This is a genomic window from Mesorhizobium sp. NPDC059025 (assembly GCF_042739655.1).
Classification (GTDB): Bacteria; Pseudomonadota; Alphaproteobacteria; order Rhizobiales; family Rhizobiaceae; genus Mesorhizobium.
This window is the reverse complement of sequence record NZ_JBHYIM010000002.1, coordinates 1-20754: the sequence shown is the minus strand read 5'-3', so window position 1 is coordinate 20754 and position 20754 is coordinate 1. Positions and strand designations below refer to the sequence as shown.

General features: G+C 55.6%; 16 protein-coding genes and 1 pseudogene. 4 read left to right on the top strand and 13 right to left on the bottom strand.

Annotation, left to right across the window (positions count from 1 at the left end; all coding sequences use genetic code 11):
- Positions 1-9: 9 nt before the first annotated feature.
- The 4 genes from ACFWYE_RS04205 to ACFWYE_RS04190 are packed head-to-tail and all read right to left on the bottom strand — an operon-like array spanning position 10 to position 14031.
- The gene (locus tag ACFWYE_RS04205; RefSeq protein ID WP_379109793.1) at positions 10-9810 is read right to left on the bottom strand and encodes a hypothetical protein; all 9801 of its coding nucleotides are present in this window, start codon (positions 9808-9810) and stop codon (positions 10-12) included.
- A 12-nt stretch (positions 9811-9822) separates the two neighbouring features.
- Positions 9823-10437 (bottom strand): hypothetical protein, encoded by a 615-nt coding sequence (locus ACFWYE_RS04200; RefSeq protein ID WP_379109791.1) that lies wholly within the window; start codon positions 10435-10437, stop codon positions 9823-9825.
- Positions 10415-11848, bottom strand: coding sequence for an HlyD family type I secretion periplasmic adaptor subunit (locus tag ACFWYE_RS04195; protein WP_379109789.1), 1434 nt, complete (start codon positions 11846-11848; stop codon positions 10415-10417). The genes ACFWYE_RS04200 and ACFWYE_RS04195 overlap by 23 nt, the downstream gene beginning before the upstream one ends.
- Before the next feature lie 5 nt (positions 11849-11853).
- Positions 11854-14031 carry a type I secretion system permease/ATPase gene (locus ACFWYE_RS04190; protein WP_379109787.1) on the bottom strand — a complete coding sequence of 726 codons (2178 nt, stop codon included), beginning with the start codon at positions 14029-14031 and terminating at the stop codon, positions 11854-11856.
- A 285-nt stretch (positions 14032-14316) separates the two neighbouring features.
- On the opposite strand from ACFWYE_RS04190, the gene ACFWYE_RS04185 reads away from it, so the two are divergent.
- Both ACFWYE_RS04185 and ACFWYE_RS04180 read left to right on the top strand, forming a co-directional pair.
- The gene (locus ACFWYE_RS04185) at positions 14317-14664 is read left to right on the top strand and encodes an HNH endonuclease (protein WP_379109785.1); all 348 of its coding nucleotides are present in this window, start codon (positions 14317-14319) and stop codon (positions 14662-14664) included.
- Between the two features lie 168 nt (positions 14665-14832).
- Positions 14833-15198, top strand: a complete 366-nt coding sequence (locus ACFWYE_RS04180; RefSeq protein ID WP_379109783.1) for a hypothetical protein — start codon at positions 14833-14835, stop codon at positions 15196-15198.
- 23 nt (positions 15199-15221) lie between these two features.
- Here ACFWYE_RS04180 and ACFWYE_RS04175 read toward each other — a convergent pair whose 3' ends face one another.
- Positions 15222-15653: a hypothetical protein gene (locus ACFWYE_RS04175; protein WP_379109781.1), complete on the bottom strand. Its 432-nt coding sequence runs from the start codon at positions 15651-15653 to the stop codon at positions 15222-15224.
- A gap of 1132 nt (positions 15654-16785) precedes the next feature.
- On the opposite strand from ACFWYE_RS04175, the gene ACFWYE_RS04170 reads away from it, so the two are divergent.
- Entirely contained in the window at positions 16786-17334 is a 549-nt protein-coding gene (locus ACFWYE_RS04170; protein ID WP_379109780.1) for a hypothetical protein, read from the top strand.
- A gap of 43 nt (positions 17335-17377) precedes the next feature.
- Positions 17378-17578, top strand: a complete 201-nt coding sequence (locus ACFWYE_RS04165) for a hypothetical protein (protein ID WP_379109778.1) — start codon at positions 17378-17380, stop codon at positions 17576-17578.
- 27 nt (positions 17579-17605) lie between these two features.
- On the opposite strand, the gene ACFWYE_RS04160 is transcribed toward ACFWYE_RS04165, so the two are convergent.
- From ACFWYE_RS04160 to tnpB, 8 genes and pseudogenes are all read right to left on the bottom strand, one after another.
- Entirely contained in the window at positions 17606-17797 is a 192-nt protein-coding gene (locus tag ACFWYE_RS04160; protein WP_379109776.1) for a hypothetical protein, read from the bottom strand.
- Between the two features lie 208 nt (positions 17798-18005).
- Positions 18006-18251 (bottom strand): hypothetical protein, encoded by a 246-nt coding sequence (locus ACFWYE_RS04155; protein WP_379109774.1) that lies wholly within the window; start codon positions 18249-18251, stop codon positions 18006-18008.
- A 47-nt stretch (positions 18252-18298) separates the two neighbouring features.
- Complete coding sequence (locus ACFWYE_RS04150; protein ID WP_379109772.1) at positions 18299-18784, bottom strand: hypothetical protein; 486 nt, start codon at positions 18782-18784, stop codon at positions 18299-18301.
- On the bottom strand, positions 18781-19221 hold the full coding sequence (locus ACFWYE_RS04145) for a hypothetical protein (RefSeq protein ID WP_379109770.1): 441 nt from the start codon (positions 19219-19221) through the stop codon (positions 18781-18783). Before ACFWYE_RS04145 ends, ACFWYE_RS04150 begins: the two co-directional genes overlap by 4 nt.
- Positions 19222-19268: 47 nt before the next feature.
- The gene (locus ACFWYE_RS04140) at positions 19269-19853 is read right to left on the bottom strand and encodes a hypothetical protein (protein WP_379109768.1); all 585 of its coding nucleotides are present in this window, start codon (positions 19851-19853) and stop codon (positions 19269-19271) included.
- A gap of 44 nt (positions 19854-19897) precedes the next feature.
- Positions 19898-20095 carry a hypothetical protein gene (locus ACFWYE_RS04135; protein ID WP_379109766.1) on the bottom strand — a complete coding sequence of 66 codons (198 nt, stop codon included), beginning with the start codon at positions 20093-20095 and terminating at the stop codon, positions 19898-19900.
- A 109-nt stretch (positions 20096-20204) separates the two neighbouring features.
- Positions 20205-20642, bottom strand: a pseudogene (locus tag ACFWYE_RS04130) (IS110 family transposase); the annotation flags it as partial.
- Positions 20585-20749, bottom strand: a complete 165-nt coding sequence (gene tnpB, locus ACFWYE_RS04125; protein ID WP_379110603.1) for an IS66 family insertion sequence element accessory protein TnpB — start codon at positions 20747-20749, stop codon at positions 20585-20587. The gene tnpB and the pseudogene ACFWYE_RS04130, both read right to left, overlap by 58 nt.
- Positions 20750-20754 lie beyond the last annotated feature (5 nt).

Genomic DNA, 20754 nt, shown 5'->3' with positions numbered 1-20754 from the left:
GGCAGGCCGCTATGCAGCCCAGACGCGGCTTGATGCTGCAAGCGGATCCTGTTTCCAAGTTCCGATCCCCTCGCTGCCGTCGCGGTTCAGCTCAGTCGTTCCGGCCGAAGTGTCCGCGCCGAATGTGGCCATGGCTGCAACGAGACCGTCGACCCTTGTGTTTGCCGGCGCCACGCTGTTCCCGGTATCGTTTGCTGGGAGCGGCGCCGGTGCGGCTTGCGACGTGACCTGGCGTGACACGAGGGTCACGTCGCCAACAAGGTTTCTGGTTCCGCCAACGGTTTCGTACCAGCTCGTCCCGGTGATCGCTGAACCGTCGTCAAACGAAGTCGCCCCTGAGGGATTGGGAGTGAGCCCGATGCGCGTCACACCAGCGTCGGAGAGCGTCATGAGCTCACCAGCGTCGGTAACGCCGTTCTGATTGGCGTCCCGCCAGATCCGAAACTCATTCCAGCGAGCATCGTTGACATCAAGGACACCGTCCTTGTTGGTGTCAAAAACAAGAGCCAGAGCCTCGAGGTCGCTTACGTTCGAAGACGGTTCCCCCGATCCTTGTAGCCAGCGGTTGAACGCCAGTTCTTTTGCCTGGTCTATGATTCCGTCCGGACCTGCTGAGCCATCCGCGGCCAGGTCGATGGTCAGGAACCCATCGCTTGGTCCGGCCCACGAGGTTTGATCTCGCAAGCCATCACCATCCCAGTCAAATCGAGGGCCGGACAAGTCGCTCTGAGCAGTAAGGGTTCGGATATCAAGAGACCCGTTCTTGTCGAGATCTAGGACCACTGGCCGGTGGCCGCCTCCACCACCGCCAGCTGTAGGACCGTTCACGACGCGGCCGTCATCATAGACATATGTCCATGTTTTCGTTCCGGATCGCCAATACTCGGTGTACGTCGTCCAAGTCTGCGAGTTGTCGTAGTCGTAGTATATGTCGTCGAAGTTGTTGCCGGCGCTGTTATTTTGTACCTGAGCTTTCGTCCGCCGGTTCTGAGTGTCATAGTTCTCCGAGTACGAATAGTAACTTTGACCGTTTGATGATCCCCACCAGGTTGCCCAGCCGGAGCCGTCGTAGTTCGTTGCTTCTTGTTTGGTTTCGACCCCCGCACTGTTTTTGTAAGACGTATAGGATTTGTATTGTCCAAGGACAGTTCCATTGTAAGAAATGACGAAGTCGTAGTCCGTTCTGTATGAAGTGTTATTATCATAAGTGACGGTCACGACCTTCAAGGTTCCGGCTGCGTTGTAGTTGTAAATAATCGTCGACCAAGATTCGGCATTGGTGGGGTCATACCAGTCGCGGTACCTGCTGCCATCGTCATAGATGATGTTGGTGCCGACCCTCCGACCGGCAGTATCATAATAAGCAGAATATGATGACCAATTCTGGGCGTTGGTTGGATCATAGCTGATCGAAGTGGAGGAGCCGTCGTCTTCTGTTCTCACCTGGTAATACAGCGCCCCAGAGGCATTGTATTGTTCGTAAATTAGCGACCATGTGGCGGTATTGGCTGGATCTCGCCAATCATGGTACCTGGTGCCGTCATCGTACTTCACGTCGTATTCTACGAGCCGGCCGGCGGCGTCATAGAATTCCGTATAATTCTTCCAGTTTCGCGAGCTGTCTTCGTCGAGCCTCGTGTAGGAGTACGTCCCATCGTCGTTGTACTGGTACTGGTATACCTGCTGCTCGGCAGCGTTGAAGCGTTGCGCTATCACGCGCCAAGTTTGCAGGTTTGCTGTGTCCCTGAATTCGTGGTCACGGGTCCCGTCGCGATTTTTCCAGTCAAACTCCACTTCCTGACCGGCAGTGTTTCGCCAGGATGTGAACGTTGTCCAAATTTGCGTATTGGCAACATCAAATGTGAATACGACACTTGTCCCGTTGTCCATGAACTGTTTTTCGATCGCGACCTTCGTTCCATCGCCCGTGTAGGTCTGCTCGACGCGGGTCCAAGGCTTGGCATTCGTGGGGTCGAAGAGAACGTTCCCGGCCAGGATGCCGTTTGAATAGGTCGCCTGTGCAATCAGGCGGTTGGACGTGTCGTAGCTAAGTGCCTGGGTTTGCTTTTCCGTGGTTACGTCAAAGGAGATATCGACCCGCGTGCCATCGTCCATGAACTGCTTTTCAAGCGTCTTCTTGCCGTCAGCGTTATAGGTCTGTTCGATGCTGTTCCAAGGATCCGTGCTTTTGGGATCATAGAACGTGCCGCTTACGAGCTTGCCATCCTTGCTTATCAGGTGGACAGACCGGACGACTGCGTCAGTTCCCACATATGTGTATTGAAGCGCTGTGCCGTTAGTCTGGCGGATGTACTCCTCGGTTTTAACGCCAGCGCCATCCCAGACATAACGATGGCTGAGATTGCCGTTTGCAAGGATGCTTTCGGCCGTCTTTTTCTTGATTGAAAAGTTCGGATTGTACTCTTCCACTGTCCGGACAATTTGCCCGTCAATGAAAGTCTCAGTCTTTTCCCAACGGTCAATCGTCCGATTTTTGTTGATCTTGATGAAGATCTTCGTTCGACCGTCGCTGCTTGTTAGCATAGTCCCTGTCGCGACCGCGGACCCGTCGGCGCCCACCTCAGTATAATCCGTTCTCACGGAACCATCGATCTGGGTACGTGATACTGCCGTTGTTTCGAAAGTGCCGTTGCCGTCATAGTCCGATTGCTCGGTGACGGTCAGTCCGTCGCTAGCAACAGTCGTGACAACTTTCGCTGCAATTGCCTGCTTCCAATAGATTTCCCCCAGAACGATGTTCTCGGCTTTCTGTGCCTCGGCGTAATTGGTCGTGGTTGTAACTGACCCACCGCTGGCATCGATCAAGGTGAGGGTCACCTTGTCAAAAACGCCGTCACCGTTCGTGTCGATCGACAGTGATTTGGTTCGCGCGTCGGCACTGACGGATGATGACGTTATCTTGACGCGTTTGTCCGCGGATCCCGCGACCATCTTGTAATCGGTCGAGGTACTAGATTGGCTGCCATCTGCATTTTTGCTGGTGGTGATAAGGCGCCTTCTGTCGACTGCACCATGCAGATCCATGTCCCATTCAATAGAAGATGAAAGGCCATCGAAGCTCGTCGTAATCGTTGTCTTGTCCGGGCTGCTGTATCCGGTAACAACTGTCTTGGTCGTGCCATCGACAAGCTTGGTGCGCTGCTCAATCTGATCGATCGTACCATTGCCATCGATGTCGCGTTCGATGGTGATTTCGCGGCCATCCGCGCTGGTCCTGGTGAGCTCCTTTTGTACGACCCCGTTGCTTGTATTGGTGAACACTTTTCGTTCTACCGTTGCGCCATCAGCCAATGTCTCGGTTTTAATGGTCGTGGTGCGGTTGGAGAAGTCAGGCCGTCCCGCGATGAGCATGCCGCTTTGCGAAAATTCCTCGACAGTGGTTACAGTACGCCCATTGTTGCTGGTCGTCGTCGTGGCGCTGGATGTTTTCGTTCCGCCGTTGAACGCCGAAACAGTGCGAATTGTGCCCTGGTTCGTGATCGACAACGTCTCAGTTGCGGATTGGTCGACGGTGCCGTTGCCATCGACGTCCCATTCCTTTGTTGTGGACATCCCGTTGGCACTCGTCGACGTCTGGAAGCGCGACTTCACCGTGGTCCCGACGGCATTTTCAATGCTTTCTGTCTTCGCATCCGAGTAGCCCGAACGGGGACCGAAAGCAGTCGACGAGGTTTGCTTTTTGTCGATGGTACCGTCAGCGTTGAGGTCGTAGCTCGTTGTCTGTGTTTTGCCATCGGCGGAGAGCACAATGATAGTACGTTCAACGGCTACTGTGGTGCCGCTGTAACGCGTGATCGTTGTCGTCTTGGATCCGTCTGCGTTGAGGATTGTCGCTTCAACAATACGGCTGTCAACAGTGCCATCGCCGTTGGCGTCGTACTCGGTGGTGACCGACAGTCCATTGGCGCTCTCGGTTACAGTCTTGCGGCCGACGACCAGAGTACCATCTGTCCCCAAATCCAGGTACGTGGTCGTGACACTTCCGTCCGCATTCACAACTCTAGTCGATTTCTTGTCGGAAACGCCGTTTCCATCGACGTCGATGGTCTTGGTGATGGTCTTCTTATCGCCGCTCGTCGTCGTGATGGTTTTGCTTTCGAGCGCACCGCCAGCCTTTTTATAGGTCAGAGTACGCGCTGTGCTGCCGTCAGCATTCAAGGTCGTCACGTCGTCAAGCGAGCGGGTGGTCGAGGTTCCGTTCGCCATCCATTGCGTTGATATGACAAGACCATTGGCGCTCGTCGTGACGATTGTCTTGTCCTTGAGCACGCCGCCAGGGCCAGAGTTCGTGAAAGTCTGTGTCTTGCTTCCATCCGCGTTGAGAACAGTCGAGGAAAGGCTCGATCGGTCGGCTACCTCATCGCCATTGGTGTCGGTTTCGATCGTCTCGGTCAGGCCGTCCGAGCTCGTGGTCTTGATCGAAAGGGAATTCTGCCCCCAAGTCGCGCCCGTCCCTGAGTAGGCGGCGATTGTTTCGATTGTCGAGCCATTAGCTTGCTTGGCAGCCACTTTCACAAGATCGTCGTAGCCGTCGCCGTCCAGATCATACTGGGTGGTGACCTTCTTGCGGTCAGTCGAAGTTTTCGCAGTGGTCTTGGAGATCAGATTTCCAGCGCCGTTCACCACGGAAGTTGTGTCCGTCACACCTCCATCTTCAGCCAAAGCCCTGACTGTCGTGGATGTCCTGTCGATTGCGCCATTACCGTCGAGATCGCTGGCTGTAGTAACACTGTACCCGTTCGCGCTCGTGATCGTGATCGTCTTGTCCCGTAGGCCGTTCGCGCCATCGAAATGCGAGACGGTGCGCGTTTTCGAGCCGTTGGCATTCAGTATGGTGGCATCTGAACTTGATTCATCAACGATACCGTCGCCGTTGAAGTCGGTGCTGGTGTTTATAGCCAATCCACTGCGGCTGATGCTGGTTTCGGTGCTGGCGACAAGCGTTCCATTTCCTGTCCGCCATTGTTTGGTGGTTTTGCGGGAGCCGTCGGCGTTGAGCACCGTCGTCTCCGAGACGCTGTTGTCAAAGGTGCCGTCGCCGTCGCCGTCTGATCGGACAGATTTGATGAGGCCATCCGCACTGACGCTCGCCTTCGTCGAACTGATGGTCGAGCCATCGGCAGCAGTCAGCCGGATAACCTTGTCGACATTGCCGTTGTCTAGCAGAGTGATGGTTTCGGTCGTATCGATCGCGCCATCGCCATCGGCGTCGATGGTTGTGGTGATGGTTCGGCCGTTGCCAGACTCAACAATGATTTTCTGCGACAGCAGATTATCATTGCCGCTACGGGTCGTGATGGTCTGGGTCTTGCTGCCGTCCGCTGCAAGCGTGAGTTGGTCGGCAACTTTCCAATCAACGACGCCGTCACCGGTTGAATCTGTGAGGATCGTTGTGGTCAGGCCGTTGCCTGATGTTGTTGCAATGCTCTTGCTGATGAGGCTGCCATTCGAACTCGTGGTCGCGAACGTCCGGGTCTTGCTTCCATCGGCATTGAGGACTGTGGCATCAGTCTCAACGAGATCGAAGATACCGTCACCGTTTATGTCGCTCCTCTTTGTCTTTTTGAGACCGTTGGCTGAAACCGCGGTCTCTGCCTTTGCGTCGAGAGAGCCATTTGCGTTGAAAGTTTTTTCCGTAACCGTAGTGGTACCATCTGCAGCAATGGAGGTCGTTTTGACATAGTCATTCTGGCCATCGCCGTTGGCGTCGGTGGAGACAACGCTGAGGGTTTTGTCCGCGTTGACCGTCGTCGTGGACTTGCTCAGCAAACCATTGTCGCCGGCACGCACAGTGGTTGTTTCTGTGCGCGACCCATTTGCACCAAGTGATATTGAGACGAGAGTTGTCTGATCGGCAGTGCCGTTGCCGTCGAAATCGACCTGGATGGTTGACGATAGACCATTCGCCGCGGTGGTGACGGTTGAATTGCGAATAAGCGAAGTGCCTGCAAAATCGGACGCGGTGCGGGTTCTCGACCCGTCCGAATTGAGAGCAGTCGTGTCGGTGGATTTCAGATCGAAAGAGCCGTCTCCATCGACGTCCGTTTGTGTTGTGATGCTCAATCCGTTCCCGGATATCGACGATGTTGTCTTGGCGATTAAGGAGCCGTTGGCGGCGGTCTTTTCGACGGTGGTGGTGCGGCTGGCGTCTGCTCCGATCGTTGTTACTGACCGGGTGGTGCTGTCGTAGACACCATCACCATTCACATCGAGATTCTCGGTGGTGATCAGGCCGTTGCCCGATTTCGTCGTCTCCGACTTGGCGTGCTGAACACCGTCTGCGCTAGTATCGACAACAGTCGTGGTGACGCTGCCGTTGGCGGCTTCGATCTCCGTCACCGTGCGATCGATGTGTCCATCTCCATCGGCATCAATTGAGGTCACCGACGTTTTTCGGTCCGCACTGACTACGATCGTCGTCCTGTCGAGCAGGGCTCCATTCGCGCTGTAGGACGAAGTCGTTTCGGTTCGGCTGCCGTCGCTGGCGAGGACAATCGCCTTTGTGGTCACCAGGTCCGCAGTGCCATTGCCGTCAAGATCCTCTCTTAAAGTCTGGGTGAGGCTGTCGGAGCTTGTCGTAAGGACCTTGCCTCCCAAAAGTGTTCCGTTGGCACTACTTACATTTACTGCACGGATCTGGCTGTTTGAGCCATCGCTGGTCGTCACATCGGTAGCGACGACGTCATAGATACCATCGCCATCAAGATCGGCTTTCGTGGTGACCGACCGGCCGTCAGCGCTTGATTGATCCCAGGTGCTGCCGTTGACACTGCCGTCGGCGTTGAGAGCTGTTTGGGTCGTTGTCGTGACGCCATTGGCGTCGACCAGGATGGTTTTTGTGGTGTCCGTCTTACCGTCACCATTGCTATCGGAAACGATCGAAAGCGACTTACGGTCAGCGCTGATTGTTGTGACGGTTTGACCAAGCAACGCGCCGTCGGTGCTCTTGGCCTGCTCTGTTTGTGTTCGGGTGCCGTCGGCAGCGACGATGGTCGTGTCTGACGTCAGGAGATCGAAAGTACCGTCGCCATCGACGTCCGTCTGTATCGTTTTGGCCAGGCCATTGGCGCTCTGTGTTGCGATGGTTTTGCCGATCAGGCTGTTGGTGCCTGAGTAGGTGGCTGTCGTCGTTGTCACGACGCCGCTGGCATCAACGCTGATCGTGCTTTCGTCGCGTGTCTCGAAAGCGCCACTGCCATCGAGGTCGTGGGATACGGTTTTTGCTCGACCATCAGCCGCGGTAAGCGTTGTCTCGCGGCTGATAAGCGCACCGTCGTTTCCGCGGCGTTCCACGGTCTTGGTTCGGCTACCATCCCCTCCGACGACAGTGGCTTCATTGATGATCTGATCATAAAGACCATCGCCGTCGCTATCAGTCTTGGTCGTCTTGGAAAGACCGTCGCTGGACGAAGTCACAGAAACCTTTTTCTGCAGTGTGCCGTCGACGGCAAACTGGGAAATGGTCGTTGAAGTTGAACCATCTGCTCCCACCAAATAGATCTGTGTTTGATCGGTCTGGCCGTCGCCGTCTTGATCGAGTGAAGTCGTGACAGTCTTTCCGTCCAAGCTTGTTAGGGTGGTGATCCGATCGCTTAGTGAGCCATCGGCTTTGAAATTGCTGACAATACGCTGGCGTCCACCCGCAACGACCGTCGTGATATCGGTCTGGGAGCGATCCCAGGTTCCGTTCCCATCATCGTCGAACTGCGTGGTCCTGCTCTGCCCGTCAGAACTGGTGAGCGTGCGATTGCGGAAGGCGACAGTGCCGTCTTTGTTGTAGCCTGTCAGGTCAACGGTTTTTGAGCCGTCGGCGTTGGCCGTAGTAACAGTTTTGATGACATAGCCATTGGGGTCAACTGCGAGGACAGCGTCCCCGACCGTACCGGTGCTCCCGTCGGACTTCGTGTATTCGGCCGTGCCCGTTATTGAAGAACCGTCTTCGAAGTTCTGGCCACTGCCCTTGGGTGTCAGGCCGATCGAGGTAATGCCGAGCGAATCCAGTGAGGCCAACTGCCCATTGATCATGACCTTGAAATCGGCCCAACGCAGGTCACCGGCGTCAAGCATGCCGTTATGGTTGGTATCGAAGATGTTCTTTATGGCCTCGAGATCGGTTTGGGCTGTCGGATCCCACTCCGTAAATATGAACTCGCTGGAGCGGCTGATCTTGCCGTCGCCATCGGCATCAAGGACGAGCACTCCTGTGCCATCTCCAGCCCAGGCCGTGCGATGCTGGTAGCCGCTACCGTCGAGGTCGATGAATTGCTGGGACGACCCAAGCGTGTCGATCGAGAGACCCTTGCCAGAAAGATCAAGTAAAATGGGTTTCCCAGCCCAACCGGCGCGGCCGCTGCTGCCGTCGCCGTAACCTCCCATGGACGACGAGCCGCGGCTCCCGCCGGAGCTACTGCTGCGGCTGCTGGATCTGCCTCCGCTTCCACCACCGCCAAAGACGGATCCGAGTGCCTGGCCGATTGCGCCCAACAGTCCTCCAATGACACCCATTACGGCCCCGACAACACCTCCGATCGCCGCCCCGATTTGGCCGAGGGTGCTTGGGGCCTTTGAGGGGGCAATCCCTAGTTTGTCTGGGGAAATGTAGGCTGCCGGTTCTGGCTGCGATACAACTTCCGGATCTTCTTCTTGCCTGACGAGCCAGTTGCCTGTCGGGTCAACTCGCCAGGTTCCCGACTGGGTCTCGATCTCACTCGGTCTACCGGGTGGTGTGGCGACGGTCGACGGTAATCCACCTACAGTGGTGGGCGTCGGTTTATGGCTCGATGGGGCGGATCCTGGGCCCGGATTTGAGGGGGCGTGAGGATTTGCACCTGAGGCAGCCGGTTGACCCGAAGGCGGCTGTCCTCCCGAAGGCTGTCCGGGACGTGCAGGCTGTCCATTCGTACCGCCGAATTCACTTCCCCCGCGATCGCCACCTGAAGATGAACCGGGAGCATTTGGGTTGGTCGGCCTGTCCGGGTTGCCAGGCGCATTGGGGTCGCCGGGGGCCATCGCTGGTTTCGATGGTACGATTGGAATTGGCCGCGCAGCCCAGTCGGGATCAACGGGCCGAGGTTGGGCAGAAGCAGCAGGGGCAAATTGCTGAGGCTCTACGGTAGGCTGGTCAAGCGGGGAAATCGTTGGCCGCAGCTGTAGTGGGTTCGAAGTCGCAAAGTCTAGTTTACCTACCCCGGTGTACTCTATTACTAAACGATCAAAGTTCTGATTTTCGGGCCCCACTAAAGTGGAAACAATCGCCTCAATTTCTGGAGGGATGTTTTTGCTCTCGAAATCAAAGTCTTCGTTAAGCATGCCTATCTTGGCATCAATCGAGTAGATGCCGTTATTCGCGCTAAACGTTGTGGTTTCTTGAAGTGCGAACCCGATTGAGCCGAATACATAGGCAGCTTGAGCGCGAGTCATTCCCGCCGGCGGACTCATGGAGACGTAAAGATCTGTTGCGTAGGTTCTATTCGGGCCCTTAGCGATGCCTAGATCGACGAGGTCTTTAAATGAATACGTGCCATCTGGGACGTTGATTTTTCCAGCAATAAAGCTTCGAGCGAATGAGAAGTTGTTAATTCCTATGCTTTTGCCAAACGTTGCCATCGCCGAATTTTGGCTAAAAACGACCGTTGGATTTCCGACAGTCTCCAGGTCGGGAAGAAACCCCTTGTCGTAAGGCGAGTACGGCTGGCCGTACTCCAGGAAGTTGTTTGCAGTGGTGTGGGTTAGGTCTTTGACGTCGGTCCCTTCCCATTTTCCGGTCTGGGAATTGTAAGTAAATGACATTGGTTTCCCCTCTCAATCCACATGCACTGCTGCAACAAGAATTTTTTCAGACGGGTAAATTACGTAGAGTTGGTCGTTTCCATCTCTGAATGAGACGAAATCTCTACCAGGATTTATTCGATCGCGATCTGATAAGTATTTAAAATCCATATCGGAGCTTAGGCATTGGGATAATTGAATGGATAAGCTCGATCTAAGGCTTGTGTAGCTGAACGTTCCCGCTTCAATGGGGGACGGATACCAATATTCACCTTTATCAATGTCTCGAGGTGGAGAATCACCTTTGTAAGATGGCGGTGCAACGATAGGTGTTACGGCACCGACATCATCCAAAGCAGCGCGGAATCCTTTCTTTTGGAGTATATCTGCGAAGCGCGGCTCCAGAGTGTAGACGTCAAGAATACAGTTTGTATGAACGATACGATGAGGCTTTTCTCTCACTGGGATCGCATCTGGAACTGGTATGTTGCCCTCATAGTGAGGTTGGCATGCTGCTGTTACAACTACTGCGGAAATAAGTATTGATGACACGAAGTGGCCGCTCAAGAATTTGACCTTTGGAAGAGGTCCTCGTTTGACCATTTTGTGGAAGCTCCAAATATCTCTATCTCTCATGGAACGCCTCATCTTTCATTTCCATCAGTGGGTCGAGCAGAAATTCGATGACGCGGCGGTCGCCGGTCTTGATCTCAGCTGTTACCGACATACCAGGCGTTAGCGGAACGTCTTGGCCATCGGCGCGAATGGAAGTTTCCTTCAGTGCTACGCGCACTGGGAAGACGAGGGGGCCTGCTGTTTCCTGAGCCGCTTCCTCGGCACCGGCACTCGGCTTGGCCGGTATGGCGTCATTCGAGACTGACTGCACGGTTCCATTCAGGGTGCCATATCGCGTGAACGGAAAGGCCTCGAGCTTGATGCGAGCATCTTGCCCCTCACGCACGAAGCCTTTGTCCTTGTTGAGCAGCATCGCCTCGACTTCGAGTGCGGTGCCATCAGGCACGACAACCATCAGTCTCCGGCCTGTCTGTACAACCTGACCGATCGTGCTTACCTCAACCTGTTGCACGCGGCCGGAAACGGGTGCCTTGAGCGTGCTGGCCCGTTCGAACAGCTCGGCTTTGGCAAGGTCTTGGCGCAGTGTGCCGATGTCCCGGTCTGTGTCGGTGAGTTCTGTAGTCAGCTTGTCGAGGAAAGCTTCGTGACGCTCGCGCTTGCGGGCCTCGAGGGCGGATTTGGTTGCCTCAAGTTCTGCGATGCGCCCTTCGTCTGTGACAACCGCCAGAAGCTGATCCTGCTGGCTCTGGCGAGCATCTATAGTGCGTGACTTGATACCGAGACCACGACCTTCGAGTTTCTCGAATATGTCCAGACGATCGCCTGTCAGGCTGACAAGTTTCTGGCGCTCAGCAAGCGTCCTCGAGCCGCGTTCGATCTCAACCTTCTTCTGGGCGATGTCAGCTTCGAAGCTGGCCTGCTCGGCTTTGTATGCTGCCAGCGATTGGCGCATACGTTGCTGCTGCAGGTCGATGATGGAGGAGGGGGCGTTTGAAGGCGCTGTGAAACTCACATCGATGAGCGGAGCAGCGCCGTCGACGGCATTGATCATAGAGCGAAGCCTCGCCGCAGAGACCTCGGCAACGGCCAGGTTTCCGGCGAGCTTCTGGCGTTCTGCGACCTGTTCGGCTGGATCGAGCTCTATGAGCGTCTGGCCGGCTGAAACGTGGTCGCCGGATTTGGCGTGAATGGCTTTCACCCTCCCGGTGATCAGTGGTTCTATCACCTGCACTTTGCCGATCGGGATGATCTTGCCCTGAACCGTGGCAAAGGTGTCGATGCGGCCGAACCATGACCATGCCAGGGCGCCTATGGCGAAAACGATGATTAAGCCGGCGAATATCCGCGCCGTCGGCGATGCCGGCGTTTCGAGGATTTCGATGGCTGCGGCCTGGAACTGCCGCTCATTCGCATTGAGGCGAGGGCGCTTTTCTTCGCGCTCCCTGGCGATCCCATGTCTCACGGCTTGCCAGACGCGTCCCATGATCTCTACTCCGCTGCCTCTGACACAGGCGGCGTTGCGGCCTCAGACTGTGTGCCGCCTTGCAGGCGGTAGAGCTGCGCGTATCGGCCATTCTTGGCGAGGAGTTCGTTGTGGGTTCCCTGTTCCGTAAGGCGGCCAGCCTCAATGGTGATGATGCGGGTGGCGTCTCTGAGCGCTGCAAGGCGGTGCGCGATGATGAAGACGGTGCGGCCTTGCGCCATGCGTTTCATGTTTTGCTGGATGACATATTCTGACTCGTAGTCGAGTGCGCTGGTCGCCTCGTCGAAGAGCAGGATGCGCGGGTTGGTGACAAGGGCACGGGCAATGGCAATGCGCTGGCGTTGGCCGCCGGAAAGATTGGCGCCTCGCTCCTCCAGAACCGTGTCGTAGCCGGATTTCAGCTTGACGATGAAGTCATGTGCACCTGAAAGCTTTGCGGCCTCGATGACCCGGTCGATCGGCAGCGAAGGATCGGCGAGGGCGATGTTCTCGCGTACGGTGCGTCGGAACAGGATGTTCTCCTGAAGCACGACGCCGATCTGGCGGCGCAGGCTGCGCGGATCGATGAGGGCGAGATCGACGCCGTCGATCATGACGCGGCCGCGTTCGGGCACATGCAGGCGCTGCAGGAGCTTGGCGACGGTGCTCTTGCCGGAACCTGACGGGCCGACAATGCCGACGATCTCACCGGCTTCGACTGAGAAAGAGACGTCGGATAGGATTTCACGCTCCCCGGGTCGATAACGGAAGGTGACGTGATCAAAGCTGGCCTGGCCGACGATCTTGCGGATCGAGCCTTGACCAGCGCTGCCGGTGAGTTCCGCGGGAGCATTGAGGATATCGCCAAGGCGATCAATCGAGATGCGGACCTGCTGCAGGTCCTGCCACAATTGTGCCAGGCGAAGCACTGGCCCTGAAACACGTCCGGCCATGATGTTGAAGGCAACGAGCTGGCCGACCGTCATGTCTCCCGCCAGGACGGCCCTGGCACCGAACCACATGGTCAGCACGATGACCGCTTTGGAAATGAACTGAGCCGTGTTGGAAGCTATGTTACCGAGATTGGAGGTTCGGAACCCTGCCTGCACATAGCCAGCAAGCTGGTCCTCCCAGCGCCGCTGCATCTGCGGCTCGACGGCCATGGCCTTGAGCGTTTCAACGCCGACGATGGATTCCACCAGGAAAGTCTGGTTCTCGGCACCGCGGTTGAAACGCTCTTCGATGCGGCGCCGGAATTCCGGTGTCACCGCGACCGACAGCAGTACATAGACCGGGATGGAGCAGACGACGATGAAGGTCAGCCAGGGACTGTAGAGATACATCACTGCCAGGAAGACGAAGAGGAAGAAAACGTCGAGCAGGACGGTCAGCGCGGACCCGGTCAGAAATGCTCGGATGTTTTCAAGCTCGTGCACGCGTGCCACGGTCTGGCCGGTCTGGCGCGCCTCGAAATAAGCGATCGGAAGGCCGAGCAGGTGGTTGAACAGCTTGGCGCCGAGCGCGACATCGATGCGGCTGGTGGTATGTGTCGTCACATAGGTCCGCAGCGCTGTCAGCAACACCTCGAACATGGAAACGACCGACAAGCCGATCACCAGCACTTCGAGAGTCGTCAGGCCATTGTGGACCAGCACCTTGTCGATCACGAGCTGGAAGAAGATCGGCGAGATCAAGCCGAGCAATTGCACGAAAAACGAGGCAAGCAGAACTTCGGCAAAGATCCAGCGGTAACGGATCATCTCCGGGATGAACCAGGAGAAATCGAAGCGCCTCGCAAAACCGTCAGCAAAGGCGCGGCTGGTGATCAGGATGGCGTAACCATTCCATCCAGCTTCGAATTCGCCGCGGGAAAGCTCCTGCGGTGTTCCAATGGCCGGATCCTGAAGAAGGACCTTGTCGGCGGATAATGCTGCCAGAATGGCAAAACCACCGGCCGACTTTTCGACGATGATCGGAAGCGCCAGGCGATCCAGGCGCTTGGCCGCCGGCTGGACCACACGTGCTTTCAGCTTGAGGCGCTTCGCGGCTCGGACGATGTCTTCCCGGGTGGCAACATCCACAACAAGCCCGAGGTCATGCCGGATGACGTCCGCATCAGCAGGTTTGCGTAAATACTGGGCTATCAGCGCCAAACAAACGACGCCGCTGTCGACGACAGCACGATGTCCCCCGAGCCCGTCCACACGCCCCCGCGCAATAGAAAATTGGCTGATGGCAAATTCCTACACGGGACTGAAGCGCATGCAAGTGACATCGGAAAATATAAATGTGGAAACATTAGTCCAGCGTTTTCACGGTATTATTTAGGAAACTCACTATTTGAATGGTTATCTGTTGTGACAGCTGGAATGATTGAACCTTCGGCGGTTTAGAGAAAAATGAGTTGCGTAAGTATCGTGAAAAATTGCACGCCGCAGCTTACCCTGGTTGCGTGAGGCAGACATACGTCGACGCGACGATGGTGGACCATGGCGACCGTCGGTGTGGGAAGCTATCCGAAAGGAACGGCAAGCCCTCAAAGGGTGGAGGTTTTGAGCGGCGTCTTTTTGCGCGATCCTAGGGTAAAAGCGTTTGTGTTAGAACGAGCCCACGGTCGCTGCGAGTGCTGTGCCTCACCTGCGCCCTTCAAGACTGTTCACGGCGATGACTATCTTGAAGTGCACCATATGAAACCCCTTGCTAACGGAGGCAGTGACACCGTGCATAACGCTGTAGCTTTGTGTGCGAACTGCCACCGTGCGCTTCACTATTCCGCCAATGCTCTTGATCTGGCTGGTCGTGTCTATGAGAGCGTCCCGCAGCTTGTTCGTGAATAGCCACGAAGTCATTGGGAAATTCTGGTCAGTATCTCAGAGGGTGTTGCTGTGCTGACGTGGCGCTCTTTAAGTCCACAGGAAGGTCAACAATCGTGCGTTGCTTGAAATGTGCCGAGCTTGGGTGTTGACTGCAAGTGTGGATTTGTCCTGTGGCTGGGAGGGGAAGCAATGGTGCACCATGTAATACCAATTCACGACGGCAAGCGGCCAACGCCAATTGGACCAGAGCCGGGTAAGGTTTACTTTTTTGGCACCGCTAGGGAGGGCGACGTGGTCGCTGTACCGCCTGAATATGGGAATACCAGCGACTATTTCATGATGATTTCAGTACCGGTCGCCGGGATTCCTGGCGACAGTCATTTTGCAGATAACGGGTTTAGCGGGTTCAGTGGCGGATATTCTACGACGCCGGACTCTTGGACATTCAATGTTGCGAGTGCCGATAATCTGGAAGCAGGAGCTACCGGCGGAATGGGTGCGGTTACCACGAGGACCGTGAAGTTGGAATTAAACTACGCAGCCATTCGAAAGTAAGCTCCCAGATAGGAGCAGCCCGCTCAGCTTCGGCTGGGCGGGCTTTTTTGCGTTTCGTTGGCGAGATAGTTTTCGAACTTCTGCCAGAACTCGGCGTCGTAGACGGAATGGCGATCAAGACCTAAAGCGCGACCAAGTTCTCGGCACCTATCAGGATCGAGATTGATCTGTCGCTTTAGCGCAATGAGTTCGAGGAAAAAACCTTCGAAGGCCATTTCGTATTCGCGATTAGCCAGCAGTCGATCTATCTCCTCCTTTGCCTCTCCATCGAAGCCTGCGACTTCCATTTTGCCTCGGATTAACGCTTCAACGTCGGCAAAAGCCCTATCAGCCTGAAGCACCTCGGTCATCTCCTGCGCCTGGACGAAATCCGCAGATGGCACGATACCAAGAATGGGAAGAGCAATGAAAAATGCAAGGTAACTTGGGTTTTGGAAGCGGCTCACGTAGCTCATCAAATCGCGATTATCCTGACGGAAGCGGCCGGCTGGTGTAAATCCATCACCGGGAGGCGAAAGCCCAACCGACCGCCGCGCGCGAGGCGCATCTAAATCTTAACTCCAGAAATTGCTGGCCGCCAACACCGCGAGGGCAACCACGCACCCGGCGAAATAAATCAGGCCGATCCAGACAATGACTTTCCTCATTTGGGGCCTCTGAGATGTGAGTTCTCGGACGCGTCGATAGCAGTCACAAAGACGGTTGGCGACCCTGCGGGGTCTGCGTAGACCGCCTGCATGAAAGCAACTGCCGATTCCGAAACCCGAACGTTCACCCTCTCAGCTGGGGATTGGGCCGGCACCTATCCGATCTCGGAATATGAGCACTGGGTGAAGTTCTATAAGGGCCAGCAAGAGCACTTTGCGGCATATGCGCAAACATATCAGCCTGCAGTCGACGCTCTGAGGAGCATAAAGGCGCAAATCAAAGCATGTAGGTGAGGGGACCGGAACCGGCCCGGCATGCATTGCCAACACACCGAACTGGCCCGGATCGCTGTTGGAGAGGGTCCATCAGCTTCAGAAAAAACCTACCAGCGGGGCGGTCGTTCCAAAAATCGATGTGACCAAAAAAGCGCCGCCCGGGAAAACCAAGGGCGGCGCAAATCATTCATCACAGGTTGGAAAACTCATAACGTCGGCTGATGCATCCGGTTCAAATAATCGACAGGCTACTGCTTTCGCTGGGCATCAGGGTTCCATCACGCGAAGCCGGTCAATGCGGCGAGAATACCACGAAGTAGAGTGCCGCACCTATCGCAGCTACGATGGCCAGAACTTCCAGAGACCGAGCTTCTGTATCTCAACGCCCGCTACATGGGAGTCCAGAAGCGGCAAAAACGGCGAGACCTCCGTCTGCGCCCAAGGCCGTAGACCAATCGGCAAAAAAGGGGAACAATCCCTCTGGCTGACTGGGGAAACCTGATCATCAAGACAAAGTGAAAGCCTTGGCGGAGAAGGCTAAAGTGGAGATTGATTCAGGACTCCATCCCCCAGACGCAAGGGTCGCCACAGAATCTCCTGTGAGGGGTTACGAGGACGTAAAACGCATTCCAGACGTGACTCTCAACAAGTTGTCGAACCTATCTTGGCCAGCATTTTATCACCCGGAGATATAGTGGCTTACTCAGAGTATATTTTGATAAAAGCGGAGTGTAGTGAAGCTTTAGAAGGGATTCTGCTGCGGGGGTGTAGGGTGGCGTATGATCTAGGTGCAGACGGCCGCGTATTATATTTGGTGCCAAATGCCATCCAAGACCTCTTGGCCAGGGATGCAGTTTATGCTGCTGTTAAGCATGAATTGTTCGCTCGGGATGAGCCGACTGTGATCCGCTATCACAGCCGAGGCGTCTCCTGGTTTCAATTTCATGAACTGAAAGGGGATGGGCACCTAAAAGTTGTAATCCGCCGAATAAAACACGAGAGCCTCGACTGGTATTCTGTTTCTCTGGCATATGGATCATTTTATACAAACGAAAATGGAGAGAATTTGAAGCCTCACACTGCATTGGTCGCGTTATATAAAAAAACATCAAGTGCGTTGAAGAAAAAAAGCAGAAAGGAAACTTTTGGCGCCATGGATTTATTTGTTTCTAGGAAATTTCTGAGAGTTGCGGAAATGAATACCGCAATGTGATTTATCGTTTCCTTTACCCGTTGATTTAGGAGGGTGGTTGGCGATGGCGCGCAAGTGGATGATCTTGGGCTTTTCGGCAGTTGCTACCATGCTGGCAAGCCCGGTGTTTGCCAACGATCAGTCGGAATTCTGCTCGGGTTTTGAAGAAGGCTTCAAGTCGGTCAAAGGTGATATGGCAATGGTTCCCATGTGTCCCATTGCGCCGATCACACCGATTGGCAGCACTCCCTTCGAGAAGGGCTGAAAGCAGGCATGCGAGCAGGCAGCTAGGCTACCGAACATCCCTGTAGGCCGATTTCGGATCGTACGGGACCACCTTTGTGATGCGATCCCGGTCGCTGGGTATCCTGGTTCGCTGGCCGTTTATGTCGACGGTGAAAATCCCCATGTCGTCCCAGACGTCGATGACGGATAGCTCGCCGGTGACCTTGTCGCCTGTCTTCAGCTTGCGTGGCTTCGCCATCTATCCCCCTCACGCTGGCTCTGGTTCTCCATTGTATCCCATGAGCCCAATCTGCGGGATCACTGATTAAGGCCATATCTGTACAGCGCCCAGAGCCCAGCTATCGCCAGGATGTAGACAGCGAATGCTAATTTGCGGAGGATTTGATAGCGCCCTGACTTGCCTTCTAAGCGAAGCATCTTTCCCGTGATGAAGCCGAAGAACGCGTTCATGGTTTCGGCAAACGCATACGCGCCCGCATGATGGCCAACTCCGCCTCGAGCTCGGCGTTTGCTTCCTGGGTGAGGTCCCTGGCCGATAGCAGGGCGACGAAAGCCACCCGGATCTCCTCGCGCGTCCAGCCGACGGCAACCAGTTCTTCAAAGAGAACGTCGAACCCAGGTGTAAGCGCTTCCTGGCAGTCGATCTGCCGGTCTGCATATGGATCCTGGCGCTTAGGCGGGTTGAACCACATGTCGACAAGTTAGCGTCATCGAGCCGTCGTCGCAATTGGCGGTGAATTCAGCACCCGCTCTCAGCTTTATAGGGCTTCGTGAACGGCTTTCCGTTGAACGTGTGGGTGCAGCACGAGCAAGTTGGCTCCATCTGCTCTACGGAAAGTGCCGGATCAACAATCGCAAGCCTGTTCTCCTCGTCGACATATAGACCGCTGTAGTACGAGTTCTCTCCGACCACCACGAATGCTCGTTTCTCCATCTGGTTGCGAGCCACGAGCCAAAAGATGGGCTCCTCGCGGTCGAGCCGCGACACAGCTTCGCGATGCACAGCCGTCCAGTCCTCGCCGACGCGTGCCAGAAGAAAGCGAAACAACGGGGTGTAATCTCGACCTCTGCGTTGGCCGGCATGCATGGAGCCTTTGTTCTCTAGGGGATCTCCGCGCTGTCGCGACCATCGGTATTCGCCACCGTAGTTGTGGCGTACATTATGCGTTCTGGTATTGACGCTGCGATACAGCGGATCTTTTTCGGATTTGCGAGCGCGGCTCATTCTAAGATGCTCACTTGTTCCGTCGTCTCGCTGATGTTCAACGCAACCAAATCAACTGTGCCACACACGGCGACAAGTTCGCAGCCGTAAGAAGCCGTCAAGTTGACCAAAACTGCGTCGCCGCACGCAACTTTGTTCCATTGCCTTTCAATGAAAGCCTTGTGCTTCTGATGGTACTCAGCCGCGACTTCAGGATGGGACTCTGGCCACAATGACGTGAATTTGGCGATGTCGAAGGAGGAGCCCGACGTAAACTCCAACGAAGAGATTATGTTGCCCTGCCGAAATTCGTTCGCAAGAAACGCTTCGAGGTCGGACAGGCGAAGTTGGTACTTGGCGCCATCATAGCTTTGGATGCTAAGTACGGCGGTCTTCTCGCCAAGTTCGATCCCAGTCAAGTAGCCGTCACCAAATTCGGGAATTTCTGGGAGTTTCATGGCGGCACTCTATCGCCAACTGTGAGCCGGTCAACGCAATTGCCAAGCTATGGCTCCGGCGTCAGGCTGGGCGTCCACATGCGACTGGAGAGGAACATCAAAATAGCGGAGTAAGCACCGGTATATGAAGCCGCAGCCAGCATCCCGGCCAGGAACAGTTTTTCATATATAGCGGACGGTCGAAGCGACCCCGCCCATTTGAACCACGAGCAATTGTTTCTGTCAGGCGATGAAGCACCGAACGTGGTGAGGAAAAAATATCCCACCACCGCAAGGAGCAGGAAGACTGCAATACGGCCGTGAATTTTTGTATGCGGACCAGGTTTCAAACCAAGGATGACAGCGGCAGTCGGCCGAAGGAGAGCAAGAAGGATTGTGATTACCGCAAACGCAATTGATGCCATGATCACCAGCAATAGTGCCGACTGATATAAGGCAAATGGGATGCTGGGAGAGTTTGCGAGGAATGCAGCGTCGCAAGCGGCTCGCGGAAACAGCGCGGCGGAAATCTTAGAGCGTAAGAAGCTCTCCGGAAGCGCAATCTGCAGGTAATAGGAAGAGGCTGGCAGTACGAACAGCGTTGCGATCAGGATTTGATATCGAAACACCACTCTATAGATGACGTCACTCATCGGTCGTTCCGAGATCCCAGTCGCAATTCACTGGTCGCCTCTACTCACTGATAAGCGCGACGCCGGCCGAAATGATTATCCCCGTCTCCGAGCTTTTCAAGCCTCTCTTGCATCTCGCCATTCAGGACGATCATCTCCTTGAGCGCCTTCATGACGTCGCCGTGGCACTTCGCGACGAAATTCTCGGCCACGCGCTGCAGCTCTGCTTCCTGCCTGGCGTCGAGGCGAACGATCCGGTCCATGCGAACCTCCTAGAACAGCGATCCCTGTGCCGCTGATTGCGGGTATTTGATCTGCGTTGCGGGTTTGTCCACGATGATCAGGGCATCATCTGGCGCCGGCTTCTGTAGGCCCTTGCGGGACGATAACCCCGCACTCGAGAAGGAAACCGCGAAGCTGGTTGATGACTGCCGTGCGGTGGCCGACGAGCCTGCTGCGAACCCGATGCAGCGCCTGAAGGTCGAGCTGATCGGCGTTCTTGATTGGAACGAAGCGCATGGTGGGCCGCTGCACTGCCTCGGCAATGGCCTCGGCGTCGCGGTAGTCGTTCTTCTGCCCTTTCCGGAAGGGTTTGACGTACTGTCCCGGGATCAGCCGAACGTCATGTCCGAAGGCTCCCAGTCGACGGCCAATGTGGTGTGCGCCGGCACAGGCTTCGACGCCCACCAGGCACGGCGGGAGGTTGGCCATATACCGATCCAGCCTTCCACGCGTCAGTTTCTCTCGCATGATCACTTTCCCACGCGCATCCATTCCGATGAGATGGAAGCTGTTCTTGCCGAGATCCATACCGATCGTAGCAACACTTTCAGCAGCGAGGCATTCTTGCCCCGGAACACGAACAGATGGCCGCAGAACGGATCCTTCTTCAGGTGTTCCTGGATCAGCGTCGCCAAACCAT

Bases quoted from the DNA above. Each gene is read 5' to 3' on its own strand.
- ACFWYE_RS04205 (WP_379109793.1), bottom strand. From the start codon at position 9,810: ATGTCATTTACTTACAATTCCCAGACCGGAAAATGGGAAGGGACCGAC.
- ACFWYE_RS04200 (WP_379109791.1), bottom strand. From the start codon at position 10,437: ATGAGGCGTTCCATGAGAGATAGAGATATTTGGAGCTTCCACAAAATG.
- ACFWYE_RS04195 (WP_379109789.1), bottom strand. From the start codon at position 11,848: ATGGGACGCGTCTGGCAAGCCGTGAGACATGGGATCGCCAGGGAGCGC.
- ACFWYE_RS04185 (WP_379109785.1), top strand. From the start codon at position 14,317: ATGGCGACCGTCGGTGTGGGAAGCTATCCGAAAGGAACGGCAAGCCCT.
- ACFWYE_RS04180 (WP_379109783.1), top strand. From the start codon at position 14,833: ATGGTGCACCATGTAATACCAATTCACGACGGCAAGCGGCCAACGCCA.
- ACFWYE_RS04175 (WP_379109781.1), bottom strand. From the start codon at position 15,653: ATGAGCTACGTGAGCCGCTTCCAAAACCCAAGTTACCTTGCATTTTTC.
- ACFWYE_RS04165 (WP_379109778.1), top strand. From the start codon at position 17,378: ATGGCGCGCAAGTGGATGATCTTGGGCTTTTCGGCAGTTGCTACCATG.
- ACFWYE_RS04160 (WP_379109776.1), bottom strand. From the start codon at position 17,797: ATGGCGAAGCCACGCAAGCTGAAGACAGGCGACAAGGTCACCGGCGAG.
- ACFWYE_RS04155 (WP_379109774.1), bottom strand. From the start codon at position 18,251: ATGTGGTTCAACCCGCCTAAGCGCCAGGATCCATATGCAGACCGGCAG.
- ACFWYE_RS04150 (WP_379109772.1), bottom strand. From the start codon at position 18,784: ATGAGCCGCGCTCGCAAATCCGAAAAAGATCCGCTGTATCGCAGCGTC.
- ACFWYE_RS04145 (WP_379109770.1), bottom strand. From the start codon at position 19,221: ATGAAACTCCCAGAAATTCCCGAATTTGGTGACGGCTACTTGACTGGG.
- ACFWYE_RS04140 (WP_379109768.1), bottom strand. From the start codon at position 19,853: ATGAGTGACGTCATCTATAGAGTGGTGTTTCGATATCAAATCCTGATC.
- ACFWYE_RS04135 (WP_379109766.1), bottom strand. From the start codon at position 20,095: ATGGACCGGATCGTTCGCCTCGACGCCAGGCAGGAAGCAGAGCTGCAG.